Raw genomic sequence first — 21,628 nt, forward strand, 5'->3', positions numbered from 1 at the left:
GGGGATTGAAAGCCCTCACTCCAGCGTGTCGCAGACATGGTCGCGCAGCGCCCTTGCGTCGTGCAGCGCGTTGTGCGGGACCTTGCTGTTGTCGGCGGTGCTGAACCCCGGCATCGGATAGATCCGGAACAGCATCTCGGGGATCGGCACCATGTCCCCCGGCCCGGTCAGCAGCAGCATGCACAATTGCGCGATATCCTCGGGCCAGTCGGCGACGATCTCGGGCGAGCGGTCGGGCGCGAGATAGGCCGACAGCGCATCGGCCGCCGCGCGGCGGCTCACCGGCGCCGCTTTCATCCCCACGGGAACATGGTCGAGGTAGGGCAGCACATGGCGCTCGACCCACGGGTGGATCGGCCCCTCGCACTCGACGATGACATAGAATTCCTCGCCATGGTCGGGGACCAAAGCAAGGCTGATCAGGCCTCCGCCAAAGCCGTTGAACTCGGTGTCGAGGAAATAGCGCATCGCGCCGCTCTTGGCGCGCCGCCGCCCGCCTTGTCCATCCCGCGCCCATCCTTCGAACGGCGTCAGTCGACCTGCCATTCGATCGGCTTGAACGACCCGTTGTTCGATTGCAGCGCCGAGCAGGCAGTCAGCCCGATGATCAAATCCATCCGCGATTCGAACACGATCCGGTCCCCCGCTTTCGAGCGCGGCGGCTCGACCGACAGTCGGCCGCTCACCCCGTCCACCACGACGTGCATGAAGCAGTTGAACGCGGTCGGGATCATGTCCTCTTCAATCCCGTACGGCGCCAGCGCCTCAGCCAGATTGCCGAAGCATCCGCGGTGCGGGTCGGTATCGCCATAGATGATCCGGAACGTGTCCTTCGAGCACGGAGTCAGCAGAAAATCATGCCGCCCGACATCGTCGGCGACGATCTCGAGCATCACGTTCGAGCGGTTCGAATACAGCGGGTCGCCCGTCGTCAGGTAAATCTTCGACGCATAATCGAGCGTCCGCCCGGCGCTGATCACCTCGCGCACGTCGTCGCGGCTGTACGCGAGCAAATCGGCCACCTGCTCACCCTGCGGGTCGATCACCGTCAGCGTCTGCCCCTTGGCGAGCGTCAACGCGACCCCCGACCGCGGCGCGATTTCATGCGGCATCGCGGCGCCCCCGCCCCGTGAACGGGCACGCCCATTCGCCGTCCACTGCGCGCCCGCTATACTGCCGCGCCGCCGACAGCGTGCCGTGCGGCGCCAGCATCGGGTTGGCCGATCCCGCCAGCGCGACATCGCGCCCGATGATTGTTTCGCGCAACTTGTCGTAGCGCCCCTCGGCGCGCAGCGTCTCGAACTGGTCGTGGAGGTTGAACACCATCGCCGGAAAAGCGAACCGCCGCGCCGGCCGGCTCGCCTTGGGATGCAGCCCGACCACGAAAAACGCCTCGCCGCCAAAGCTCATCGCGAAATGCGGGTCGGCCGGGTCGTGCGCCACGCGCGCGTCGGGCGGCTGGCCGAGCCATTCGTCCTTGTCGCTCAGCGATTGCAGCCGCCGCCACAGGATGCGTTCAAACTCTTCCTCGCTGTCGGGCGCGCCGCTCTCGAAGATCACCACCAGCGACTGGAACAGTTGCGGGTCGGCGCGATACGATCTGGCGAGGTCGAGCAGCGCCGGGATGACCCGCAGATCGTCCCACCCCGAGCGGAAATCGCGCGCCGCGACGAACCGCATGCCGTCGCGGTTGAGCGCCGCCTTGGCCCCTACGCACGGGAAATCCGCGGCGGCGATGAACTCGGCCAGCCGGCTCGCCAGCGGGTGGCCTTTATCGTCGGGTACGCACAACATCCGCCCGCAACGATGCGCCCGCGGATTAAGTTGCAGACCAAGACTTTATACCGTGTCGCCTCCGCCCCGCCCCCCGGCTGGACAGCGCGGCTTCGGCAAGCGATGTTCCGGCAATACAAGCAGGGGAAAATTCGATGCGCATGATCTGCCGCGGCCTGGTCGCCGCGCTTGGCCTGACCACCGCGATCGCCGCGACTGCGCAAACCCCCAACCGCGGCGAGCTCGCGGCGGCGGTCAAGGCGGGCCACGCCGCCAACGTCCAGGCGCTCCAGGACTGGATCAAGCTCCCCACCATCGCCGCCGAAAAGCTCAACGTGGTCGAAGGCGCCGAGCATATGCGCCGCCTCGCGCTCGACGCCGGCTTCCAGCAGGCGACGGTGGTCCAGACCAGCGGCGTCCCCGGCGTGTTCGCCACCCTCGACGCCGGCGCGCGCGACTGCATCGGCCTCTACTTCATGTACGACGTCAAGCAGTTCGATGCCGCAGAATGGAGCTCGCCCCCGCTCGAGGCGCGGATCGTCGACCGCTCCGGCGAAGGCAAGGCGATCGTCGGCCGCGGCGCGGTCAACCAGAAGGGGCCGGAGATCGCCTTCCTCGCCGCCCTGAAGGCGTTCAAGGCTACGGGGCGCAAGCTCCCCGTCAACGTCGTGCTGGTCGCCGAGGGCGAGGAGGAGATCGGCTCGCCCAACTTCAAGCAGGTCATCGCCAACCCCGCCGTGCTCCCCGCGCTCAAGCAGTGCATCGGCGTGTTCATCCCCGGCGCCGGCCAGTCGTCGACCGGCTCGGCCAGCGTCGAATTGGGCGCCAAGGGCATCGTCGAATTGCAGCTGATCGCGAGCGGCGAGAAATGGGGCCGCGGCCCGAGCAAGGATGTCCACTCGAGCCTGATGGCGAGCGTCGACAGCCCCGCGTGGCGGCTGGTCAAGGCGCTCGGCACCCTGGTCAAGGACGACGGCCACACCCCCGCGGTGGCCGGCTGGTTCGAGCATGTCAAACCGCTCACCGCGCGCCAGAAGACCCTGATCGCCGAGGCCGCGGCCAAGGACAATGAGGCCGACGTGATGAAGGGCCTCGGCCTCAAGAAATGGATCGCCGACGAGGATTTCACCACTGCCATGCAGCGCCTCGCGTCGCAGCCGACGATCAACATCCAGGGGCTGGTCAGCGGCTACATGGGCCCCGGCGGCAAGACCGTGTTGCCCGGCCGCGCCGAAGCCAAGATCGACCTGCGGCTCGTGCCCGACATGACCCGCGAGGACGCCGTCGCCAAGCTGAAGGCGCACCTCGTCCAGCACGGCTACCCCGACATCGAGGTCAATGTCAGCGGCGGCTACGACCCGACCCAGACCGAGGAGGACAGCCTGCTCGTCCGCACCCAGAAGGCGGTGCTCGAGCGCGCCGGCGTGGCTTTTTCGGTCGAGCCGCGCGCGGCCGGCTCATGGCCCGGCGTGGTGTTCACCGGCGCCCCACTCAACTTGCCGGCGGGCGGCTTCGGCATCGGCCGCGGCTCGGGCGCCCACGCCCCCAACGAATGGTATTTGATCGAAAGCGCCAACCCCAAAATCGCCGGGCTGGACGAATCCGCGATGTTCTACGTCGATTATCTATACGAGGTCGCGGCGGCGGCGAAGCGGGGGCGGTAGGAGCATCTTTCAGGCGTGAAAGCGAAGTGCGCGCGGCGTAGGGCAGCCATGTCGACAGGCCGGGGAGAGGGTGTCCGAATTCGGATCGTCTCAGGCGCTGCAATACATTACCCGGCGGGAGGCGCCAGCGAACCAGTCCCTGTTTTCATTGACGGCGAATGTCCGCTTTCGACCCAAAGCAGACATTCGACGGCAGAAGGCTTGCGTCCGTTCCGTTGAGACGGACCGTCGATCAGAAACTGAAGTCGTTCACGCTCAAGGAATCGGTGACGACATCAATCCGGATGTCAGCCCCGCCACCGTCCACGTCCGCATAGACAACGTACAAGCCTGGGACGCTAGAGCTGGTAACCCACCAGATTTGACCCGCTACACCGGTACCGAAGGCAACATAGGTGAAGGCTTCGTTTGCTCTGACATCCGGATTGTAAATGGCGTCGATTGCCGACAGGTCGATCCCATCAGATATCTGGGGGACGCCACCCGATACGAAGTCGTGGATCGTGTCGAAAGAAGCAATCGTAGAGTCCTGCCACGAGACGAAGACGAACCGGTCGGAGAAGCCGCCGCCCCACAAGTTATCAGCCCCGCTGTCCCCCTGCAGAACATCAGCGAAATCGGCGCCGCGCAAGATGTCGTTTCCGCTGCCGCCGTACAGTTGGTAATTATAACCGACCAAATTTCCGTTGCCAGCGGTCAATGTGTCATTTCCGCCCTGTCCGTAGAGATATCCGCCCTGAGACCATTGAAACGAAATGTTGTTGTCGAGCTCGTTGCCATACATGGTCCCATAAAAAACGGAAACGGGAGCTCCGTTTTCGACGTTTGCGGGTAGCACGTAGAAATCGAGCGTGGTTTCCAGATACTCGATCCCTTCACCGATGTTCTCCACGACCGTGTTTCCGGCGCTATGGATATAATACGTGTCGTCTCCGGCACCGCCCACTAGTAGATCGCCATCGCCGTAGCTGCTGAGCACGTCGTTGCCCGCGCCACCGTAAAGCGAGTCGCTCCCGGGGCCTCCGTTGAGCCCGTCATTGCCGCTGCCGCCGGTAAGGATGTTGTCACCGGCATTGCCATTAATGCTGACACCATAGCCCAGAGCCGCGGCATTGACGTTAAGCGCGGTGGTGCCGGTGGTGTCGGCCCCGCCGCCCAATCCGGTCCCAGCGAGGCCCGTACCGATCACAATCCGCTCTATGCCTGTGTCGCCCGCATAGAGGACAAGCGTGTCGTCGGCGATCGTTGAAGTGAAGCGCACCTCGTTTTCATAAAATCCGCTTTCGGTGTCGGCAAACTCGGCCGCGCCATGGTCCGCTCCTGTCGCCACGATGTAAACGTCATGACCATCTTGTCCATTTAGAGCGTCGATCCCGGGGCCGCCGATCAGGATGTCGTGGCCGCCGCTGCCATTCAGGATGTCGTTGCCGCCGCGGCCGTCGAGAATGTTGTGGCCGGCATTGCCGAGGATGTGCTGAGAAAAATCGTTACCGGTGAGGTTGATCGCGCCTGTTCCGGCGGTGTTTGTCGTGGTCAAGATCTCGATCTGAGCGGCTGCCGCAAGAGCGTAACTGACCGAAGCGAGAATACGATCGGAGAAGCCGCCGCTGGCGCCCTCGGTCACCTGGTCGCCGGCATTGTCGACATAATACCAGTCGTTGCCCCCGTAGCCGATCATTGTATCGGCTCCGCCGCCGCCGTTCAGGATGTTGGCGCCTGCATTTCCGGTCAGCGTCTGGGCAAAGCCGTTGCCCGTCAAATTGATCGCGGTCGTCGCCGCTGCCACGGAAGCGCTGAGGATTTCGACCTGGGTCGAGGCGTTCAGCGCATAACTGACCGTTGTGAAGACCCGGTCGAGGCCGCCGCCCGCCGCCTCGGTGACAATGTCGGCGGCCGTGTCGACATAATAAAAATCGTTGCCGGCAAAGCCGACCAGCGTGTCGGCGCCGCCACCGCCGTTCAAGGTATTGACGCCGGCGTTGCCGTGGATGGTCTGGACGAAGGAATTGCCGGTCAGATTAAGCGCCGTCGTCCCTGCCGTGTTGGTGGTCGTGAGGATTTCGACATGCGCTCCTGCGGCGAGCGCGTAGCTCACAGAAGACAGAATACGGTCGGTTCCTCCGTCGGCGAGCTCGATGACCGTGTCCGCTGCAGCGTCGACGTAAAACCAGTCGTTGCCGGCTCCGCCGTCCATCCTGTCGGCGCCAGTGCCGCCGTTGAGCGTGTCGTTGCCCAAGTCGCCGAAGAGGTAATCGTTGCCGCCTAGGCCGTAGATTGTGTCGTTACCGGTTGTCACCCCGCTAATGTCGGCATGGCCCGCAGGGACACTGCGCCCATCTCCGGCGCGGTGGATAAAATCATTACCGTTGCTACCGTTGACGACGGGCATAACGATCCTCCTCGCGGCGGCGTAGCCCACTAGGAATTATCAAGTTTTTCTGCGGCCCCGCATGTTCAGCCTACGCTGCTGGTCCAGCGAGTCAATCATCCACCAGCAAGGCTTCCCATGTCCGCTTTCCACCCATTGCGGACATTCATCCTCGTGGGTCAGTCAGCTTTTTGAATGCGGCCCACAGGTAAACTGCGAACAGTGTGCCGCTTCCGATGGCCCATGCCCAAGTAGCAATTGACCCAGGCAGCGAAATCAATGCGCCAAAGAACATGGCCCCAGTCAGAAGGAGCGCAAAGATTATAAACGGCCAATTGAGCATTGCGCGAACCTCTCGCCGGACTTGGCAAGCGGAGCGCGGTGGAGCGATGTCGGGACGGCCACTGACTAGGCGGCGAGGTGCCAAGCTAGACCAGAGCAGCCACCCGGTCACGGATGCTACACACGCAGCGATGATGACCCAATCTGTCCGCTCTGGCAGTGCCAGAGCTTGCGACAAAAGCGTCCAGACCAAAATTGCCAGACCGACTAGTCCAGCAGTTTTCCAAGTTCCACGTCTGCTTGCAACCCGTTGCCAGTTAGCCGCAAGAGCTTCAAATTCTTCGTCAGTCACGAGCTTACCACCCGCGCGTTTCGACGGGTAATAGAGGTATCCGCCTTCGACCGGCTTAAACTGTTTGGTGAAGGCCCCGATTGCATCAAACATCATTCACCCTTTTTGGAGCAGCATTGCCGATCTAATCGCCGCTTTCCACCATTGCGGACGTTAGACATCTACCCTGCGGAGGGTGTTCGCTATGAACGGGTCGACATCGATGTGGCGCATCTCTCCGGCTGCCTCCGTCGCGTCATCGATATTGCCTAGGGCGACACCGCAAACGAACCGCCGGTAAGCGTCGAAATACACCTCCTCAGGCCGAGTTACGGGCCAGTCCTCGGCCAGGATCGACCGCGCCAGCTCGGACCTGCGAGGTTCGCCTAGGGACAGCATCAGTGTCAGGCGATACAGTGGAAGCAGCCGCGAATACCTGCTGCCGGGCCTAGGGTCGCGCTGTACGAGCTGAAGCGCTTTCTCCAGTGAGCCCCGATTCTGTGCCCATCTTGCTCTCGCCAGCACAGCGAAGTCTAAGAGGCTGTTCCAGCCGGACATCGGCTAAGTTTACCCTTGATGGCTCGCCGCGGATTTCGGGGACACGAATTTCGGGGACACAATACTAATTAGTACGGCGGGTCGCAATCGGCTGCGGTTTCGGGGACACAATACTAATTAGTACTGCGGATCGCGCTCGGCTGGGCGTCAGCTCCGCCGATTTCGCTGTCCTACATTAGAAAATCCGTGAGACACTGGCCGTGCCCGAGTCGTTTTGGGGCTCTTTGACGTCGTCGATCCCCCCACTTTCTCCCTACGCCCCTGCTACCCCCGTAAAGTCACAAAAATGGTCGCCGGGTACGGGACAATAAGGACTTTAGCGGCTTGAATCGCCCGCGCGGCAGTCTGCGCCGGCCTCCGCGATCAGCGCGGCTGGACTCGACGGCAGTCGTCGCTCGGCCAGGTCTTTCCCTTGCGGCAGCGCTCGGCGAGCGCGCGCAGCTCGCGGCCGAGCTGCTCGTCGGCGCGGCGCGCGGCGCGGCCGGCGTTGGCGTCGGCTTCGGCCTGGCTGGTGGTCGCGGCGTCGACCGCATGGCCGGCGACCTTGACCGGCAGCGTCGCGACATCGACCGCGGTGCTGGCGATGGTGCCGACCACGCAGCCGCTCAGCGACAGCCCGGCGGCGATCAGGGCAAATGCTTTCATGGGCGCGAGACTCGCACAGGCCGCGCGTACCGGCAATGAACGATCACCCCGCCATCGCCTCCTGCGCCAGCGCTTCGGCCTGGATCAGCAACGTTTCGTCCGCCTCGCCGCCGGGAGGCATCGCCTCGCGCCCGACGATCACCATCAGCGGCACCGCCATCGGGGTGATGCGGTCGGCGTGGACATGGACCATGGTCGCCGCGGCGCGGTCGACCAGGCGCACCAGCCGGCCGAGCTCGGTCATCCTCGCCCGCGCATCCTCCCACGCCGCACGCAGCAGGAGATGCCCGGGCTCGTAGCGGCGCAGCACGTCGTAGATGAGGTCGGTCGAGAAGCTCACCTGGCGCCCCGACTTGCGCTGTCCCGGATGGTGGCGCTCGACTAGCCCGCCGATCACCGCGACCTCGCGGAAGGCCGATTTGAGCAGATAGGATTGCTCGACCCAGTCGGTGAATTCCTGTTCCAGGATGTCGGGCGAGAACAGTGATTGCGGGTCGGTGATCGGCTCGAGCCCGTAGCACGCCAGGCCGTAGTCGTTGGCGACGAAGCCCAGCGGCTTGAGCCCGGCATGCTCCATCCGCCGCGTCAGCAGCATGCCGAGCGACTGGTGCGCGTTCCATCCCTCGAAGCTGTAGGCGACCATGAAGTGGCGGCCGTGGTGCTCGAAGGTCTCGACCAGCAATTCGTGCGGCTCGGGCAGCCGCGATCGCCGGCCCTGCACCTCGAGCCACTCGGCGACGTCGTCGGGGAAGCGGTGCCAGTCGTTGCGGTCGCACAGCATGTGGCGGACGCGGTCGGCGAGGTGGGTCGACATCGACATCCGCTGCCCGCCGTAAGTGACGATCCGCGCCGATTTCGATGAGGCGTGGACCAGGATATCACCGTCCTTGATGCGTTCAACCTCGAGGCTCAGCCCGGCGAAGAAGAAATGGTCGCCCGGAGTCAAAGTCGAAGCAAAGCCTTCCTCGACCGTGCCCAGCTTCCGCCCGTTCTTGAAGCGCACGCTGAGCAAAGGCGCCTCGACGATGATCCCCGCGTTCATGCGGTGCTGCACCGCCACCGCCGGCCGCGTGATCCGCCACCGCCCGTCGCCCTCGGGCACCAGCCGGCGGAACTTGTCATAGGCTTTGAGCGCGTATCCCCCGGTGGCGATGAAGCTGAGGATCTCCTGGAAGGTCTCGTCCTTGAGCCCCGCATACGGCGACGCCGAGCGCACTTCGGCGAGCAGCTCGGCCTCGTCGAACGGCCCCGCGCAGGCGATCGCCAGGATATGCTGGGCGAGCACGTCGAGCGCGCCGGGGCGGAAGATTTCGGGGTCGAGCTCGTTGTCGCCGATCGCGTCCAGTGCCGCGCGCGCTTCGAGATATTCGAAGCGGTTGCCGGGCACGATCATGCCGCGGCTCGGCTCGTCGAGGCGGTGGTTGGAGCGGCCGATCCGCTGCAGCAGCCGCGAGCTGCCCTTGGGCGCGCCCATCTGGACGACGAGGTCGATGTCCCCCCAGTCGATCCCGAGGTCGAGGCTCGAGGTCGCGACCAGCCCGCGCAACTTGCCCGCGCTCATCGCCGCCTCGATCCGGCGCCGTGCTTCCAATGCCAGGCTGCCGTGATGGATGCCGATCGCCAGCGACAGGTCGTTAACCGCCCACAGGTCCTGGAAAATCAGTTCGGCGAGGCTGCGCGTGTTGCAGAAGATCAGCGTCGTCCGGTGCCGCTCGATCAGCCCCATCACCTCGCGCGCGGCGTGCCGCCCCGAATGGCCCGACCACGGGATGCGCCCGTCGGGAATGAGGATCGAAAGGTCGGCCGCGGCGCCGGGGTCGCCCTCGACCAGCGCGACCGCGTCGATGTCGGCATCGGGCGCGAGCCACGAGCGGTAGGCGTCGGGGTCGGCGATGGTCGCCGACAAGCCGACCCGCCTGAGCCCCGGCGCGAGCACCTCCAGCCGCGCCATCGACAGCGCCAGCAAGTCGCCGCGTTTTTCACGCGCGAAGGCGTGCAGCTCGTCGACGACGATCGTCTTCAAGCCCGCGAACAGCGTCGCGCTGTCGGGGTAGCTGAGCAGCAGGCTGAGCGATTCAGGCGTGGTAAGCAGGATGTGGGGCGGACGCTCGCGCTGGCGTTTCTTGCGGTCCGACGGCGTGTCGCCGCTGCGCGTTTCGACGCGAATGCTGAGCCCCATCTCGGCAATCGGCCCGAGCAGGTTGCGCTGGACGTCGACCCCGAGCGCTTTGAGCGGCGACACATACAAGGTGTGCAGCCCCTCGGCGGGCGCCTCGATCAGGTCGCAGATCGTCGGCAGGAACCCCGCCAGCGTCTTGCCGGCCCCGGTCGCGGCGACCAGCAGCGCGCTGTTCCCGGCGCGCGCCACGCCGAGCATCTCGAGCTGGTGGCGGCGCGGTTGCCAGCCGCGCTCGCTAAACCAGCGCTGGACGACCGCGGGAAGTCCGGCGTCGTTCAGAGGCCGTCGGTCCCGTCGCGGCGGCGCTGCTCCTCGGCGTCATACTGGGCGTCGGTCGCGCGTTCGGTCTGCGCGGTGGTGTCGGTGGTCGCACCGCTGCGCCGGCGCGAGCGGATCACCACCCACACCAAAAGGATGAGCAGGATTGCCGGGCCGACGATATTCATCAAACTCCACAGGGTCTCGTCCATTCTCGAATCTCCTTGCGCCGGGGAACTCGCCGGCGATCCATCCACTATAGCTCGCAATGCCCCGCCTGGGTTCCTGGATCGAGCCTTGTCCCGAAGGCATCTATGTGCGCCCCGCGGACGCGTGGGTCGACCCCTCGCAGCCCAAGCCGCGCGCGCTCGTCACCCACGGCCATGCCGATCACGCCCGCGGCGGCCACGGCGAAGTGTGGGCGACCGCCGAGACGCTGGCGATCATGGGCGTGCGCTATGGCGAGCAGAGCGGGCACCCGGTGGGCTATGGCGACAGCGTGCGGCTGGGCGAAGTCGAGGTCGGCTTCGTCCCCGCCGGCCACGTCCTCGGCTCGGCTCAGATCGTGCTCGAATACAAGGGAGAGCGAGTCGTCGTGTCGGGCGACTACAAGCGCCGCGCCGACCCGACCTGCCCGCCGTTCGTGCCGGTGCCGTGCGACATCTTCATCACCGAGGCGACCTTCGGCCTGCCGGTGTTCCGCCATCCCGATACTGGCAGCGAGATCGACCGCCTGCTTCACCGCCTCCACGCCGACCCGAGCCGCTGCGTGCTGGTCGGCGCCTACGCTTTGGGCAAGGCGCAGCGGGTGATCATGGAATTGCGCCACCGCGGCCACGACGCGCCGATCTATTACCATGGCGCGATGGAGCGCTTGTGCCGCCTGTATGAGGAATTGGGCGTGCCGCTCGGCGAGCTTCGCCCGGTCGCCGACGCGGCCAAGGCGGACATCGCGGGCCACATCGTGATCTGCCCGCCGGGCGCATTGAACGACCGCTGGTCGCGGCGCCTGCCCGATCCGGTGACGGCAATGGCGTCGGGCTGGATGCGCATCCGCCAACGTGCCCGCCAGCGCAATGTCGAGCTGCCGTTGATCATCTCCGACCACGCCGACTGGGACGAGCTGACCACCACCATCCGCGAGGTCGCGCCCAAGGAAGTATGGATCACGCATGGCCGCGAGGATGCGCTGATGCATTGGTGCATGACGCGCCAGATCAAGGCGCGGGAACTGAATTTGGTGGGGTACGAAGATGAAGATGATTGAGGGCGCACGAAGCTGGCTGCTCGCCGTTGCGCTGGTCAGCGGCTGCGACAGCGGTTCGCCCGTGCCGGAAAGCAACCTTGCCCGAAATCCGTCAGTGGTTGAACAGCCGGACGTCGCCGCCACGGCTCGACCGCAAGCCGCTCGACCCCCGGAGGTCGATGCCGGGCGTTACTCGTCGATCGACCCCGCTGCGTGCAAGGAACTCGAGCGCAACGACGAGGAGGGCGGCTACTCTCGCCATTCGTGCGGCGGCCCGGCCGGCTATGCGCTCGAAATCAGCGAAAGCGACCTGCGCCAAGACGTCGTGGTGATCGCGCCGGGCGGAGGGCGGTCGCGCTTGCAGCTGTCGAGCCTGGTCGCAAACGGCGCCTTCAACAGCCTCGGCAAGACCGCCGAATGGCGCGGGGCCGAAGATCAACCGTCGGCGCTGATTGTACGGTTGAATGTCGCGGCGGGCCCCGAGCCGATCCGGCCCGACATCAGCAATCTGGTTGTCGCCCGCCTCGCCAATCCGGCCTGCGTCGTTGCGGTCGTTCCGCCCGGCCCGGACCAGAATGCCAAGGCCCGGCGGATCGCCGACGGTGACCTGACGAAGTGCATCGGCCGCTGAACCTGCACCGCGCATATCGCGGCGCAAAGCTCAGTGCGCGGCTTCGGTCCGCTTGACGCCGGACCTGGCCAGCTGCTCGTCGATCTGCGCGACCAACCGATCGAGCCCTGCCTGATCGCTGGCCTCCGCGCGCGCCACCAGCACGTCCTGCGTGTTCGACGCGCGCAGCAGCCACCAGCCGTCGGGGGTGTTGACCCGAGCGCCGTCGGTGGCATCGACTTTCGCGCCGTCGGCCGACAGCCGCTCGAGCACCTCGTCGACCACCGCGAACTTGCGCGCCGCGTCGACCGCGAAGCGCAGCTCGGGGGTCGAGGTCGAGCGCGGCATCGCGTCCATCAGCTCGGTCAGCGTCTTGCCCGACACGCTGACCGCCTCGATCAGCCTTACGGCGGCATAGAGTGCATCGTCGAAGCCGTACCAGCGGTGCTTGAAGAAAATATGCCCGCTCATCTCGCCCGCCAGCGGCGCATTGGTTTCCTTCATCTTCGACTTGATCAGGCTGTGCCCGGTCTTCCACATCAGCGGCCGGCCGCCGAGCTCGGCGATGCGGTCGAACAGGATCTGGCTCGCCTTGACGTCGGCGATGATCGTCGCGCCGGGCTCGGCGGCGAGCACCGGCTCGGCGAGGATCGCCAGCAACTGGTCGCCCCAGATCACCCGGCCGAGCCCGTCGACCGCGCCGATGCGGTCGCCGTCGCCGTCGAACGCAATCCCGAAATCGAGTTGCTTGTCGGAGACCAGCGCCTTGAGGTCCGAAAGATTGGCCTCGACCGTCGGGTCGGGGTGGTGGTTGGGGAAGCTGCCGTCGACCTCGGTGTAAATCGCGTGATGCTCGCCGGGCAGGCGTTTGACTAACTTCTCCAGCGCCGGGCCCGCTGCACCGTTGCCATTGTCCCAGCCGACCTTGAACCCGATCCCGCCGAAATCCTGCACCAGCCGGTCGACATAGGCGTCGAGCACGTCGGCTTCGCTCACCGCACCGGCGCCCTCGCTATAGTCGCCGGCGGCGCAGCGCGCCCCGAGCGCCTGGATTTCGGCGCCGAACACCGAGCGGCCGCCGAGCAGCATCTTGAAGCCGTTGTAATCGGCCGGGTTGTGGCTCCCGGTGACCTGGATGCCGCCATCGACACCGAGCGTCGCCGCGGCGAAATAGAGCATCGGCGAGGGGCCCATGCCGACCCGCACGACATTGAGCCCGCCGGCGGTCAGGCCGCGCACCAGCGCATCCTCGAGTTCGGGCGAATGGCTGCGGCCGTCGCGGCCGACGGCGATGGTGGCGGCGCCCTCCTCGCGGGCGAGCGCGGCATACCCGCGGCCAAGCGCAAAAGCATCGCGGTCGCTGAGTGTGTCGCCGACGATCCCGCGGACATCATATTCGCGCAGGATGGAGGGGTGGAATGTGTGGGTCATGCGCCCCCTTAACTGACGAAGCGCGAAAAAGCTCAGCCGGCGGCGGCAACCGGCTCGGCCGGCTCCTCGCCCGGTGCCGGGATGCCGAGGCCCGCGATCATCTCGCGCAATTCCTGGCGCGCGGTGATGTGGCCGATGCCGACCTCGCCCAGCTGCGCCAGGTCGAGCAGGGTCAGGCCCTTGGGGAACAGCTCGCGGTAGATCACCCGCTCGCCGAGCCCGGGGATGACGCGGAAGCCGACGCGGCGGGCGAGCTCGTCGAGTGCGGCACCGACGCGGCGCAGATTGTGGCTGTCGATATGCTGCAGGCGGTTGCGCAGCACGACCCAGTCGACGCTCTTGCCGGTGGCCTTGGCGCGCGCCGTGCGGCTGTTCCAGATCAGCTCGGCGTAAAAACTCGGCTTGGTCACCTTGAAATTCTCGGGGTGGACCTGGCCGATCAGGTCGAGGTCGACGAAGCTGTCGTTCATCGGGGTGACCAAGGTGTCAGCCTTGAGGATCGCGGCGCGGGCGAGCGGATCGTCGCGGCCCGGGGTATCGACGACGATCACGTCGGCGTCGGCGGACAGGCGGGCGATGGCGGCCTCGAGCGCGGGTTCGTCGGTCGCTTCGAGCACTTCGGAGCGCGCGTGGGGCAAAGCGACGTCGAGCCGGCGCATCGTCGCGTCGCGGTTCTCGAGGTAGCGGGTCATCGTCCGCTGGCGGCTTTCGTGGTCGAGCGCGGCGACCCTGTGCCCGGTCGCGGCGAGCGCAATCGCGGTGTGGACGGCCGTGGTCGACTTGCCGGTGCCGCCCTTTTCGTTGGCGAAGATGATGAAATGCGGCTGGCCCATGCGACCCCCAAGCCCCTTGATCTTTGCCCCGGCGCCAGTGCAAGCGCTCCCGTCACTGGTCTATCGGAGGGGCGCCGAGGGTGCAAATTGTCCGTCGCCTGGAACGGCTTGGACCGACGCTGGCCGCGCTTCGGGCGGGGGGCAGCCTGGCGCTGGTCCCGACCATGGGCGCTTTCCACGCCGGTCACCTCGCATTGATCGCCCAGGCGAGGCGCCAGGCCGACGTCGTCGCGGCGACGATTTTCGTCAATCCGCTGCAATTCGGCGCGCACGAAGACCTCGCCCGCTACCCGCGCCAGGATGAGGCCGACGCCGCGCTGCTGGCCAAGGCGGGGTGCAAGATGCTGTGGCTGCCGACGGTCGACGACATTTATCCCGCCGGGTTCGCCACCACCGTCCACGTCGCCGGGGTCGGCGACCGCTGGGAAGGGGAGGCGCGGCCGGGCCATTTCGACGGGGTCGCGACGGTGGTCGCCAAATTGCTGCTCGCGGTGCGCCCCGACCTCGCTTTGTTCGGCGAAAAGGATTTCCAGCAGCTCGCGGTGATCCGCCGCATGTCGGCCGACCTCGGGCTTGGCGTGAGGATCGGCGGAGTGCCGACGGTGCGCGACGCCGACGGCCTCGCGCAGTCCTCGCGCAACGCCTATTTGAGCGCCGACGAACGGGCCCGCGCCATTGCCCTGCCGCGTGCGCTGGAGGCGGCGCGAGACGCGATCGGCCGCGGCGGTGCGGTCGCACCGGCGCTCGAGCAGGCCAGGCAGGCGCTGCGCGAGGCCGGGTTCGACCCGATCGACTATGTCGTGCTGGTCGATGAAGCGACGCTCGAGCCGCTCGACGCGCCGGGCGGAACGATGCGGCTGATCGCGGCGGCGAGCCTCGGCACTACCCGGCTGATCGACAATATCGCGGTGAAGGCATGAGCCTGGACGATTATCCGCGCGGGTTCGCCTGCGTCGTCGGCGCGCCGCGCTGCGGCACCACGTCGCTGTCGCGCTATCTCGCCCGCCATCCGCAAATCTGCTTCGCCTCGGTCAAGGAGCCGCATTTCTTCGCCCAGTCGGATTTGTCCGACCTGCCCGAGGCCGAGCTGCGCGACCTTGTCGAGCACGAGTATCTTGAGCGCTTCTTCGCCCACTGCGCGGACCGCGACGCGGTGATGATGGAAGGCTCGGTCAGCTATCTGTACGCCGCCGAGCGGATGCAGGCGATCTTGCGGCTGTGGCCGCAAGCGAAGTTCATCATCGCCCTGCGCGACCCGCTCAGGATGATCCCGTCGCTGCACCAGCGCCTGCTGTACACCGGCGATGAGACCGAGGCGGATTTTGCCCGCGCGTGGCGGCTGATCGGCGCGCGTCGGGCTGGGCGGAAAATCCCGCGCACCTGCCTCGACCCGCGCCTGCTCGACTATGAGGAGATCGGCCGGCTGGGCAAGCATGTCGCGGCGTTCTTCGCCGCGGTCGGGCGCGAGCGCTGCCACATCGTGATCCATGACGATCTCGTCGCCGACCCGGGGGCGGCCTATCGCGGGGTACTGGCTTTTCTCGGCTTGCCCGACGACGGCCGGCGCAAGTTCGGCGCCAAGCGCGCGGGGCAGGGGTTCAAGCTGGGCTGGCTGCAGCGTGCGCTCAAGCGCCCGCCCGAACGGACCCGCACGCTGCTCGCCGGGAAACAATTCCGCCAGCGCGTCAAATCGCTCGATGGCAAGAAGGCCAAGGCCGGGCCGTCGCCGCTGGCCGAAGCAATCCTCGGCCTGCGCAAGCGCCTGCTGCGCTGGAACAAGGCGCCGGCCGAGCCAATCCGCGTCCCGCCCGATCTGCGCGCCGAGATTCGCGACACATTGGCCGCCGATATCGACCAACTCGGGACTCTGATCGGCCGCGACCTCGGCCACTGGCTGGGCCGGCGCGGCTGAGCTGGCTCCGCATCGGTGCGATTGGTCGCCGCCGCGTTAACCATTTGTTCGTGTTCACCTGATGAATTGCCCCCAACGAGCAAAATGGGGGACACGGTGATGGGTGCAATCAGTCAAAAGAGCGCGGACTTCCTGATCCGCAGCCGCCTCGCGGACGCCGAGCGCGGCGATGTCGATGCCCTGTTCGAGCTTGGCGTGTCCTATTCCACCGGCCGCGGCGGCATCGCCGTCGACCTCGTCGAAGCCCACAAATGGTTCAACCTCGCGGCCCTCTCCGGCTGCACCCGCGGCCAGCAATGCCGCGCCGAAATCTCGGTCGAGATGACCGCCCGCGAAATCGCCGAAGCGCAGCGCCAGGCGCGCTCGTGGCTCGGCAGCCACCAGCGCTACGCGGCGTAATTTCCTAGCGAATCAGAAGAGTGACAACGCGCCGGTTGAGCGCCCATGCGCCTTCGCTGGCGCCGGCTACCGCAGGCCGTTCCTTGCCCCAGCTAACCACGCCCAACTGTCCCGGCGGCACTCCCAGCGAAATCAGATAATCGCGCACCGCACTGGCGCGTCGTTCGCCGACGCCGAGCGCATAATCGCGGGTGCGGCGCGGGTCGGCGTGGCCTTCGATGCTGGCGCGCACCTGCGGGTTCATGCGCAGCCAGCGCGCCTGCGCCGCCAGTGTCGTCCGCGCCGCCTGGTCGAGGCCGTGGCCGTCGCCGGAGAAATAGACCCGGTCCGAGCCCGACTGGGCAACGAACACGGGCTGGAGCGCGGCCTGATCGACCAACGGCGGCGGCGGCACGCCGGGCTGGGTGAGCGCCGGAGCGGCGGCGGCGAGCAGGAGTGCTGCAGTGATCAGCCGGATCATCGTTTTACCTCGTCCTGGACCGCCGACCAGTCGGCGTCCGAGCCGTCCTGCGGCGTGCCGACCCGGCGGTCGATGCCGCCATTGAGCGACACCGCGCGGAGCGACGTGCGTCCGCTGGCCGGATCGGTGCGGTGGAACAGGATGGTTTCGCCATTCGACGCCCAGCTCGGGCCCTCGTCCTGCCAGGCGTTGCTGATCACGCGCTCGTCAATGCCCGCAGGGCTGATCACCCCGATGGCGAGGTTGGGGCCGGTGATGCGGGTGAAGGCGATGAGGTCGCCGCGCGGGCTCCACGCCGGCGAGGCATAGCGCGACGCGCCGAAGCTGATGCGTCGCTGGTCGCTGCCGTCGGCGTTCATGACATACAGCTGCTGCCCGCCCGAGCGGTCGCTTTCGAACACGATCTTGCTGCCGTCGGGAGAGAAACTGGGGCTGGTATCGACCCCGGGCATGGTGGTCAGGCGCTGCAGCCCGCCGCCGTCGGCGCCGACGACATAGATGTCGGTGTTGCCGTTGCTCGCCATCGAGAAGGCGATCTGGCGGCCGTCAGGCGAGAATCTCGGCGCGAAATTGATCCCCGTGCCGGGCACCAGCGCGCGCACCTGCGGCTGCTCCGCCGCGAGATCGACGATCTGCAAGGAGGTGCCGCCCGGGGTGAACGCGGTGTACGCCAGCCGGTCGCCGCGCGGCGACCAGCGCGGGGTCAGCACGGCGGTCTCGCCGGCGGTGACATAGCGGTGGTTGGAGCCATCGGCGTCCATCACCGCAATGCGCTTGACGCGGGCGGTCGGCGGCCCGCTTTCGGCGACATAGGCGATCGCGGTGTCGAACAGGCCGCGGTTGCCGGTCAGCTTGGCATAAGCCGCGTCCGAACAGCGGTGCGCCGCGCGGCGCCAGTCGGCGGGGGCGACGACGAAGCCTTGGCGCGCCAGTTCGCGGCCGCTGGCGACGTCGAATACGTAGCAGGCAACGGTCAGCCGCCCGTCGGGCCGCGCTTCGACGAAGCCCGAGACCAGCGCCTTGGCGGCGGTTGCGCGCCACAGGCGGAACTGGGGCCCGGTCGCCTCGGCGAAACCATAGACGCGCGCGGTGTCGGGCCCGATCAGGGCGAAGCGGCCGGTGGTGGCAAGGTCGGCGGCGATCACCCCGGCGAGGTTGCGGCCGATCGTCGCCGTGTCGCCGGCGGCGGTTTTTTCCACATTCGGGGTTGGCAGCGGGGGGACGGCCAGGGGGATGATTGGCGGCGGCGCGGCGGTTTGGGCAGCGGCCGGCGCGGCTACAAGGCCGAGCGCGGCGATCAGTGGCAACAATAAGCGAATGGTCATTCCCCTTGCCCGGCGATTTGTTTGAACCGCTCGACCCACGCCTTGGGCTGGCGCTGCGGCCGGCCGTCGGCGGACAGGAAAGCGGCGGTGACCCGCCCGTCGGTCAATGTTTCAGTCCCGCGCATGACTCGCTGATGAATATGCACCGAGGCGGCGCGGATGGCGTCGATCGTGCTGACCACGACCAGATCGTCGCCGAGCCGCGCCGGACGCACATAGCGCAGGCTCACTTCGGCGACGGCATAGGCGCTGCCGGTGGCGGCGAGCTCGGCAGCCTGGTCGATCCCTGCCGCGCGCAGCATGTCCGATCGCGCGCGCTCCAGGAATTTGAGGTAGTTCGCGTAGTAGACGATGCCGAAGGTGTCGGTGTCCTCGAAATAGACGGTCAGCGCGAAGCGGTGCTCGGCCCCGTCAAAGCCGCCGCGGTAGGGGGTGTCGAGGGGGTGCGCGTCCATGCCGGCACCCTTAGCCAGCCGCGAGTCGCGGGCCAACCCTCGCCCGAGGGAGCGCGCTCAATTGGTCGCTCGAATCGGTTGACAAGGCCGAAAAAACCTTTGCAGTTCAAGCACCTCATTAATTCTGCGATTAATGCGAAGGGACGAATTTGGTCCGTCACCTGATCGGTTTGGGACTGCTTGCGGGAGGGGCTTCGATGGCGGTGGCGGGAACGGCTTCACCGGCGCTGATCGGGGTCCGGCGGGTGGTCATCGCATGCGAACCGAGCGTCGATCTCAGCGACGCCGAGCGGCGCGACATGTGCGACCAGCTGGTGCGCAAGGCCAGTCAGCTGACCAACCTCCCGGTGACCGCGGCAACCGCCGCCGACCTCGATCCGATGGGCTCTCGACACAGCCGCGAGCAGCTGATTTTGCGAGTCGAGACCACTGCCCGCACAGTCGATGCTGGGCGCAAAGCGGTGACATTCAAGGTGACTCCGCAGCGCCCGGCCCGTGCCATCGGCTCGCTGGCCCCGGTCACCTCGTCGGCATCGCTGGTGCGGGTCCAGGGCGACTGGATTTTGCAAGGCCCGATCACTGCGTTCGGCAAGCTGCTGGGAACGTCCGGTTCACGCAAATTGCACACGCCGATCACTTCGGATCAACCATAACGAATCAATTTGGGAGGGGAATGACGTGCCTAATCAAGACGCTTTCGCGAGCCAGCATGCGTATGAGCCCGAAGTTTTGACTGCTCCGAATACGCGCGCAGTCGACGCGCCCGACGCGACCGATATCTCGCTCGATCCTTATGCCGGCGGCGGGACCTACAACGGCCTCGACATCTACTCGCCCGAGGAAGCGGCGGACAATCTCAATCGCGCCGGGGTCAACTGGACGTTCGGCAATTTCGGCGCGCTCCACGATGGCGTGCTGACCTACGGTTTCTGGACCGAAGAACAGATCCGCGACAGCTACTATCGCGAGCCCGGCGCGGTCACGATCCTCGCCGATTCCTTCTACATCAACCGCGGCGACTTCGCCGAGTTCACTGCCGAGCAACAGGCGATGGCGATCCAGAACATCCAGCTGTGGGACGATTTGATCGCGGTCACTTTCCAGCAGGCGCCGGCGCCCGAAGCCGACATCACGTTCGGCTTCGTGCAGATGAGCCCGGCGGCCGGCGCGCACGCTTATTATCCGCAGGAAGAGGCGTTCAACGCCTATTACGGTACCGACGAGCTCGGCCAGACCGGCGGCGACGTGTGGGCCAATCTGCTTTACCAGGACTCCTTTTCCGGGGCCAACACCGAGATCGGCGCCTACGGCTGGTTCGCCATCACTCACGAGCTCGGCCACAGCCTCGGTCTCGCGCATGGCGGCGACTATAACGCCAGCGACGACAATGACGGCGACGGCCAGCCCGACCCGATCACCTACGAGAACGACGCCTACTTCGCGCAGGACACCCAGCAATACACCATCATGAGCTACTTCGACGGTGCCTACACCGGCCAGGTAGCGGTGCGCTGGACCGCCACCACGGGCAGCTTCATGTATGCCCAGACTCCGGCGGTGCACGACATCCTCGCGGTGCAGAACGTGTACGGCGCCGACTACACCACCCGCGCCGGCGACACCGTCTACGGCTTCAACAGCACCGCCGACCGCGCGGTGTTCGATTTCTCAACCAACACCGCCCCGATCGTCACCATCTGGGACGGCGGCGGCAACGACACGCTCGACCTGTCGGGGTTCAATGCCGATAACGTCATCGACCTCCACGAAGGCGCGTTCAGCAGCGCCGGGTACGAGATAAACGCCGATTATTACGCAGCGCGCGCGGCGCGGCTGGGCTGGGACCAGGACGACTTCAACGCCTGGTACGCCGCGCTTGGGCTCGGTCCGGACGGACGCCCGGTGGACAATATCGCAATCGCCTATGGCGCGGTGATCGAGAACGCCATCGGCGGCAGCGGCAATGACGTGATCATCGGCAACCAGGCCAACAACCGGCTGACCGGCGGGGCGGGCGCCGACATCTTCGTGTTCGAGGATGACGGCTCGCGCGACACCATCACCGACTTCCGCTCGCGGGTCGACCGCATCGACCTCAGCGACCTCGACGTGACCCGCCGTGACGTCCGCTTCGACGCGCGCACCGACACGCTGTGGATCGATACCGACGGGGTCGGCGGCTATGACATGAGCATCATCGTCCAGGGCCAGGACGTGAGCATCACGCGCGACATTATTTTCTAGGTCGCATTGCTCGTAAAATGGGGCGCCGCGGGACAGTCCGCGGCGCCCTTTTTTTTGCGGCTACCGGCGCCCTGCCTGCTCGATCAGGCGCATGATGTCGCCCTGCACAATCGCCATGTCGGCGAGGTGCATGCCCCAGCCGGGGATGAAAAAGCCCATCGCTCCCACTTCGCCGCCGATGCGGTCGGTGCGCTGGTGGCCGGGGTCGGCGTTGGTGCGCACCGACAGATAGCCACGGCGGCCATCGTTGATGCAGCGCGCCGAAACCAGCCCTTCGGCGCGCAGCCACGGCGACGGCGGCGGGCCTTCGCTCGACCAGGTGATCGGCCCGCCGGGGACGGGCAGCGCCGAGCGCGCGTAAAAATAGCTGTCGAGCGTCTCCCATCCGCGCGAGCCGGGGCGCGCGGGGTTGGTGCAGGCGACGGTCATCCCGGCCGCCGGGGCGATGCCGAACATCGCGCCTTCGGGCGGCGGATTGTTAACCCGGAAGCTGGTCCAGCTGAGCACGCAGCCGGTCTCGCCGGGGCGGCTGCACAGCGGCGTCGAGCGCAGCGTGCCGCCGACCAGTTTTCCCTCAGGCACTAGCAAGTTGAAGCCGGGAATGATTGCCAGCCGCAGTTGCCGCGCGGCCGGCTTGCCCTCGATTTCAAGCGCG

General features: G+C 66.6%; 21 protein-coding genes. 8 read left to right on the forward strand and 13 right to left on the reverse strand.

From position 1 onward, the window contains the following. Nucleotides 1–15 precede the first annotated feature (15 nt). The 3 genes from RMP08_RS06860 to gntA all read right to left on the reverse strand — a co-directional run bounded on the left by RMP08_RS06860 (nucleotide 16) and on the right by gntA (nucleotide 1,794). Nucleotides 16–468, reverse strand: a complete 453-nt coding sequence (locus RMP08_RS06860) for a hypothetical protein (RefSeq protein ID WP_310468269.1) — start codon at nucleotides 466–468, stop codon at nucleotides 16–18. 62 nt (nucleotides 469–530) lie between these two features. After that, a complete protein-coding gene (locus RMP08_RS06865; protein WP_310468249.1) occupies nucleotides 531–1,112 on the reverse strand; it encodes an urea carboxylase-associated family protein in 582 nt (193 codons plus the stop codon). Next, nucleotides 1,102–1,794 carry a guanitoxin biosynthesis heme-dependent pre-guanitoxin N-hydroxylase GntA gene (gene gntA / locus RMP08_RS06870; protein WP_310468250.1) on the reverse strand — a complete coding sequence of 231 codons (693 nt, stop codon included), beginning with the start codon at nucleotides 1,792–1,794 and terminating at the stop codon, nucleotides 1,102–1,104. Before gntA ends, RMP08_RS06865 begins: the two co-directional genes overlap by 11 nt. A 134-nt stretch (nucleotides 1,795–1,928) precedes the next feature. On the opposite strand from gntA, the gene RMP08_RS06875 reads away from it, so the two are divergent. After that, the gene (locus RMP08_RS06875; protein ID WP_310468251.1) at nucleotides 1,929–3,437 is read left to right on the forward strand and encodes a M20/M25/M40 family metallo-hydrolase; all 1,509 of its coding nucleotides are present in this window, start codon (nucleotides 1,929–1,931) and stop codon (nucleotides 3,435–3,437) included. A gap of 232 nt (nucleotides 3,438–3,669) precedes the next feature. On the opposite strand, the gene RMP08_RS06880 is transcribed toward RMP08_RS06875, so the two are convergent. From RMP08_RS06880 to RMP08_RS06895, 4 genes are all read right to left on the reverse strand, one after another. Beyond that, complete coding sequence (locus RMP08_RS06880) at nucleotides 3,670–5,826, reverse strand: calcium-binding protein (RefSeq protein WP_310468252.1); 2,157 nt, start codon at nucleotides 5,824–5,826, stop codon at nucleotides 3,670–3,672. A gap of 1,513 nt (nucleotides 5,827–7,339) precedes the next feature. Continuing rightward, entirely contained in the window at nucleotides 7,340–7,621 is a 282-nt protein-coding gene (locus tag RMP08_RS06885) for a hypothetical protein (RefSeq protein WP_310468253.1), read from the reverse strand. A gap of 43 nt (nucleotides 7,622–7,664) precedes the next feature. Next, nucleotides 7,665–10,079, reverse strand: coding sequence for a ligase-associated DNA damage response DEXH box helicase (locus RMP08_RS06890; protein WP_310468270.1), 2,415 nt, complete (start codon nucleotides 10,077–10,079; stop codon nucleotides 7,665–7,667). Further along, nucleotides 10,076–10,270: a hypothetical protein gene (locus RMP08_RS06895; RefSeq protein WP_310468254.1), complete on the reverse strand. Its 195-nt coding sequence runs from the start codon at nucleotides 10,268–10,270 to the stop codon at nucleotides 10,076–10,078. The genes RMP08_RS06890 and RMP08_RS06895 overlap by 4 nt, the downstream gene beginning before the upstream one ends. Nucleotides 10,271–10,326: 56 nt before the next feature. Between RMP08_RS06895 and RMP08_RS06900 the strand changes: the two genes are divergently transcribed. Further along, entirely contained in the window at nucleotides 10,327–11,325 is a 999-nt protein-coding gene (locus tag RMP08_RS06900) for a ligase-associated DNA damage response exonuclease (protein WP_310468255.1), read from the forward strand. Further along, nucleotides 11,312–11,935 (forward strand): hypothetical protein, encoded by a 624-nt coding sequence (locus RMP08_RS06905; RefSeq protein ID WP_310468256.1) that lies wholly within the window; start codon nucleotides 11,312–11,314, stop codon nucleotides 11,933–11,935. Before RMP08_RS06900 ends, RMP08_RS06905 begins: the two co-directional genes overlap by 14 nt. Nucleotides 11,936–11,965: 30 nt before the next feature. Here the strand turns inward: RMP08_RS06905 and pgmG are convergent, their stop codons facing one another. Beyond that, a complete protein-coding gene (pgmG, locus tag RMP08_RS06910; RefSeq protein WP_310468257.1) occupies nucleotides 11,966–13,345 on the reverse strand; it encodes a phosphoglucomutase/phosphomannomutase PgmG in 1,380 nt (459 codons plus the stop codon). Nucleotides 13,346–13,377: 32 nt separating this feature from the next. After that, a complete protein-coding gene (locus tag RMP08_RS06915; protein WP_310468258.1) occupies nucleotides 13,378–14,178 on the reverse strand; it encodes a division plane positioning ATPase MipZ in 801 nt (266 codons plus the stop codon). Nucleotides 14,179–14,258: 80 nt separating this feature from the next. Between RMP08_RS06915 and panC the strand changes: the two genes are divergently transcribed. From panC to RMP08_RS06930, 3 genes are all read left to right on the forward strand, one after another. Then, nucleotides 14,259–15,098, forward strand: a complete 840-nt coding sequence (gene panC, locus RMP08_RS06920) for a pantoate--beta-alanine ligase (protein ID WP_310468259.1) — start codon at nucleotides 14,259–14,261, stop codon at nucleotides 15,096–15,098. Beyond that, a complete protein-coding gene (locus RMP08_RS06925; RefSeq protein WP_310468260.1) occupies nucleotides 15,095–16,090 on the forward strand; it encodes a sulfotransferase in 996 nt (331 codons plus the stop codon). The genes panC and RMP08_RS06925 overlap by 4 nt, the downstream gene beginning before the upstream one ends. Before the next feature lie 84 nt (nucleotides 16,091–16,174). Next, nucleotides 16,175–16,489 (forward strand): hypothetical protein, encoded by a 315-nt coding sequence (locus RMP08_RS06930; protein ID WP_310468261.1) that lies wholly within the window; start codon nucleotides 16,175–16,177, stop codon nucleotides 16,487–16,489. 4 nt (nucleotides 16,490–16,493) lie between these two features. On the opposite strand, the gene RMP08_RS06935 is transcribed toward RMP08_RS06930, so the two are convergent. Genes RMP08_RS06935 through RMP08_RS06945 form a run of 3 tightly spaced genes read right to left on the reverse strand, consistent with a single transcriptional unit; the run spans nucleotide 16,494 to nucleotide 18,729 of the window. Continuing rightward, the gene (locus RMP08_RS06935; protein ID WP_310468262.1) at nucleotides 16,494–16,949 is read right to left on the reverse strand and encodes an OmpA family protein; all 456 of its coding nucleotides are present in this window, start codon (nucleotides 16,947–16,949) and stop codon (nucleotides 16,494–16,496) included. Next, a complete protein-coding gene (gene tolB, locus RMP08_RS06940; protein ID WP_310468263.1) occupies nucleotides 16,946–18,274 on the reverse strand; it encodes a Tol-Pal system beta propeller repeat protein TolB in 1,329 nt (442 codons plus the stop codon). The genes RMP08_RS06935 and tolB overlap by 4 nt, the downstream gene beginning before the upstream one ends. Then, nucleotides 18,271–18,729, reverse strand: coding sequence for a YbgC/FadM family acyl-CoA thioesterase (locus RMP08_RS06945; RefSeq protein ID WP_310468264.1), 459 nt, complete (start codon nucleotides 18,727–18,729; stop codon nucleotides 18,271–18,273). Before RMP08_RS06945 ends, tolB begins: the two co-directional genes overlap by 4 nt. A gap of 149 nt (nucleotides 18,730–18,878) precedes the next feature. Between RMP08_RS06945 and RMP08_RS06950 the strand changes: the two genes are divergently transcribed. Next, nucleotides 18,879–19,382, forward strand: coding sequence for a hypothetical protein (locus RMP08_RS06950; RefSeq protein WP_310468265.1), 504 nt, complete (start codon nucleotides 18,879–18,881; stop codon nucleotides 19,380–19,382). Between the two features lie 25 nt (nucleotides 19,383–19,407). Next, nucleotides 19,408–20,973, forward strand: a complete 1,566-nt coding sequence (locus RMP08_RS06955) for a M10 family metallopeptidase C-terminal domain-containing protein (protein WP_310468266.1) — start codon at nucleotides 19,408–19,410, stop codon at nucleotides 20,971–20,973. A gap of 60 nt (nucleotides 20,974–21,033) precedes the next feature. Here the strand turns inward: RMP08_RS06955 and RMP08_RS06960 are convergent. Beyond that, the coding region (locus tag RMP08_RS06960) for a DUF3089 domain-containing protein (protein WP_310468267.1) at nucleotides 21,034–21,628 on the reverse strand (595 nt) is incomplete at its 5' end.

The sequence above is a fragment of the Sphingomonas sp. genome, assembly GCF_031426035.1.
In the GTDB taxonomy this organism is placed as follows: Bacteria; Pseudomonadota; Alphaproteobacteria; order Sphingomonadales; family Sphingomonadaceae; genus Sphingomicrobium.